We start from the raw sequence: 3,086 nt of genomic DNA, 5'->3' as shown, positions 1-3,086 counted from the left end.
ACCTGCACCAGGGCTCGCCCAAGCAGATCGCGCAGATGCTGATCGACGGCGAGGCCGACGTGGGCATCGCCACGGAGGCGCTGGGCGACTATCCCCAGCTGGTGGCCCTGCCCTGCTACCGCTGGACGCATTCGGTGATCGTGCCGCCGGGCCATGCGCTGCTCGATGCGCCGCTGACGCTCGAGGCGCTCACGCGCCATCCGCTGATCACCTACGACACCGGCTTCACCGGGCGCTCGCGCATCGACGAGGCCTTTGCACAGCGCGGGCTCGCGCCCAACATCGTGCTGGCCGCGATGGACGCCGACGTGATCAAGACCTACGTGCAGCTGGGCATGGGCGTGGGCATCGTGGCCGGCGTGGCCTACGAGACGGAGCGCGACACGCAGCTGCGCGCGCTCGATGCGGGCCGGCTCTTCGGCATCAACATGACCAAGCTCGCGGTGCGGCGCGGCAACTACCTGCGCAAGTACGTCTACGCCTTCATCGAATCGTTCGCACCCACGCTCACGCGCGTGGTCGTCGAAAAGGCTCTGGGCGATGAAGCGAAGGGATCGCACTACGAAATCTAGTGCGCGCGCAACGCCTTCGGCGCCCGCTGCAACAGGTTTTAGAAAGATGCGCGCTGCTTCACAAAGGGGGCGTACATTCGGGTTAATTCCTTGGCTTCCCGGAACGGATCAGCAATGGCATCGACCCCGCAGCAGCAACAGAAAACAAGGGCCGCCCTGAAGGCCGCCGACGCCGCCGAACGGCGCGAGCGGCTGAGGCGTGCGTTGCCCGCCACGGTGGAACTGCTGCAGAGCCGCCAGGCGGACCGCATCGACGACAGCGACATCGAGGCCTACGTGAGCCTGAACTGGCTCGAATGGCACGGCGGCGGCCTGCGGCTCACCATCACCGGGCGCAACGTCTGCGCCCAGTCGCTGCCCACGGTGGTGGCCTGAGAGTCCCGCGCCCGGCGGGTTACTGGCTGCCCACGATGATCTGCGCGATCACGCCGGTCGCAATGGCCGCGAGCACGTAGTCGCCGCCCACGCCCACCCACTGGTAGCCGCGCGGCGGCTGCTGCAGGCGGTAGGCGCGCCAGTCGTTCACCACGTAGTTGCGGCCGCGGTATTCGCTGGGCACGCGCCCGCCGCGGCGCCATTCCGCGTGCGGCTGCGGGTAGCCGCGGCGATCGAACTGGCGGCCGGGGCGATAGTCCTCGCGGCCATAGCGGTCGCCGCGGCGATCGTCGTGCCGGTCGAACTGGCGGTTCTGCTGTTCGTAGCGGCCGTTGCCGCGGTCGTCGTGGTCGCCGTCATGGCCGCGGCCTTGCGCGAAGGCGCTCCCCGCTGCCATGCACATCGCGAGCGCCGCAGCAGCGACGGCCATGCTCTTTGACTTGATGATCATCTGGAACTCCTTCGTGTTGATGACGAGTCCATTGTCAGCGGCGCTTGTGTCTGCCCCGCACGCATCAGGTCGCGGTCAGGTGAAATCAGGTAAGTGCAGGTATCCGGGCGGCGTGCTGTCCGACCCTGGCGACAATGGGCCTCCCAACCATCGCCGGCGTGGAGGCGCCATCATCAACATGCGTGACAAGATCATTGGCGCCATCGGCATCGTGTGGGGCGGCGGCATGCTCCTGAGGTGGCTCATGTCGGGCCCGCCGGCCGGCATCGGCGGCTATCAAGGCGGCCAGACCGCCGGGGCTCTGCTGGGCGCGGTCATGCTGGTTGCGGGCCTGTACCGCTTCTTCAAGCGTCCCGACTGAGGCGGCGCGCAGCATGAAGCGACGTCACCTCCTCCACCTGCTGGCCGGCGTGCCCGCAGCCGCCCTTGTGGCCGCCTGCGGCAAGCGCAAGCCCTCCACCGCCGCGTTGAAATCAGATGCCCGCGTGCTCGCGCTCGGCGACAGCCTGACTTTCGGCTACGGCGCGCCGCCCGAGGCCGCCTGGCCCGTGAAGCTGGGCGAGCTCACCGGTTGGCAGATCGAGAACGCGGGCCTCAACGGCGACACCTCGGCCGGCGCGCTGGAGCGCCTCGCGCCGCTGCTGGCTGCCGGCAGCTACGACGCGGTATTGATCGGCATTGGCGGCAATGACATGCTGCGCGGCGTGTCGCCAGCGGCCACGCGCGAGAACCTCGCGGCCCTTGTCAGCCAGGCGCGCGCGCACACGCCCTACGTGGCGCTGCTGGCCACGCCTTCGCCCGACGCGATGCGCGCGGCCGTCGGTTCGCTGAGCGATGCACTGTTCTACGAGGAGGTGGCGAAGTCGGGGCAGGCGCTGCTCGTGGCCAATGTGTATTCGAGCGTGCTGTCGGACGCATCGCTGCGCTCCGACCGCATCCATGCCAATGCCGAAGGCTATGCGCGCATTGCGCAGCAGCTCGCCGACCAGCTCAAGGCCGCCGGCTGGCGGTGACAGCGGGGCTCAGGCAGCCTGCAGCAGGTCGACGTAGGCACCCTGCACGAGCTGCTCGGACGCAATGCCCAGCTGCGCCATGAGCGCATGCGCTTCGGCCGTGCCAACCTCGGCGGGCTCGCCATCTTCCAGCACCACCTCGAGTTCGAGGAATTCGCCCAGGCCCTCCACGCGGTCGAGGTGCACGCGCGTGCGGCCCACGATGAAGAGCCTTCGCTGCTTGCGCACGCGGCCGGCCTGGCCCCAGGCGAGCGTGAGCGATTCGCGCAGCGCGTCGGGCGTGGTGGTGGGCGAGATCAGGTAGAACGATTCCTTCGGGCCGCTGCTGTTGGCGCGGCGATAGAAGATCAGTTCGGCGCGGTCGGGCGCGAAGGTGCGCAGCTTGAGGCGGTCGGCGTTGTTTTCGCAGCGGAAGAAAGTGTCGTCCTGCGCGATTTCGAGAGGGCCTGAATCGGCGAGCTTCGCGGCGATGAGTGCCACGCGTTCGACGCTGTCGATGCGGGCCTTGATCTCTATGTTTCTTGCCATTTTCTGGTGGTTCGTGTCTTGCTTTTTTTGAGCTCTTGTTCGGGGCGCGTGCACAGGCCACCGGGTACTCCCCTCCGCGAATGTCCCCCGGCCTGCGGCCTCCTCCTTGATTTCGCTGCGGGGAGCACCCGATGCCCTGTGCACGAG

General features: G+C 68.2%; 6 protein-coding genes. 4 read left to right on the top strand and 2 right to left on the bottom strand.

Features of this window, described 5'->3' with window-relative positions; translation table 11 throughout:
* On the top strand, positions 1 to 572 hold a 572-nt coding region (locus AC1DOC_RS26390), incomplete at its 5' end, for a LysR substrate-binding domain-containing protein (RefSeq protein ID WP_478130809.1).
* 114 nt (positions 573 to 686) lie between these two features.
* On the top strand, positions 687 to 947 hold the full coding sequence (locus AC1DOC_RS26385; RefSeq protein ID WP_012745225.1) for a hypothetical protein: 261 nt from the start codon (positions 687 to 689) through the stop codon (positions 945 to 947).
* Between the two features lie 19 nt (positions 948 to 966).
* Here AC1DOC_RS26385 and AC1DOC_RS26380 read toward each other — a convergent pair whose 3' ends face one another.
* Positions 967 to 1,398, bottom strand: coding sequence for an RcnB family protein (locus AC1DOC_RS26380; RefSeq protein ID WP_436299172.1), 432 nt, complete (start codon positions 1,396 to 1,398; stop codon positions 967 to 969).
* Positions 1,399 to 1,576: 178 nt separating this feature from the next.
* Between AC1DOC_RS26380 and AC1DOC_RS26375 the strand changes: the two genes are divergently transcribed.
* Both AC1DOC_RS26375 and AC1DOC_RS26370 read left to right on the top strand, forming a co-directional pair.
* Complete coding sequence (locus tag AC1DOC_RS26375) at positions 1,577 to 1,759, top strand: hypothetical protein (protein ID WP_018903373.1); 183 nt, start codon at positions 1,577 to 1,579, stop codon at positions 1,757 to 1,759.
* Between the two features lie 13 nt (positions 1,760 to 1,772).
* Positions 1,773 to 2,411 carry a GDSL-type esterase/lipase family protein gene (locus tag AC1DOC_RS26370; protein ID WP_436299171.1) on the top strand — a complete coding sequence of 213 codons (639 nt, stop codon included), beginning with the start codon at positions 1,773 to 1,775 and terminating at the stop codon, positions 2,409 to 2,411.
* A 9-nt stretch (positions 2,412 to 2,420) separates the two neighbouring features.
* On the opposite strand, the gene AC1DOC_RS26365 is transcribed toward AC1DOC_RS26370, so the two are convergent.
* The gene (locus AC1DOC_RS26365) at positions 2,421 to 2,939 is read right to left on the bottom strand and encodes a class IV adenylate cyclase (protein ID WP_436299170.1); all 519 of its coding nucleotides are present in this window, start codon (positions 2,937 to 2,939) and stop codon (positions 2,421 to 2,423) included.
* Between the last annotated feature and the right edge of the window lie 147 nt (positions 2,940 to 3,086).

This window comes from Variovorax sp. 01T439_2 (genome assembly GCF_056398445.1).
The sequence above is the reverse complement of the archived record's forward strand: the minus strand, read 5'-3'. Positions and strand labels throughout refer to the sequence as shown.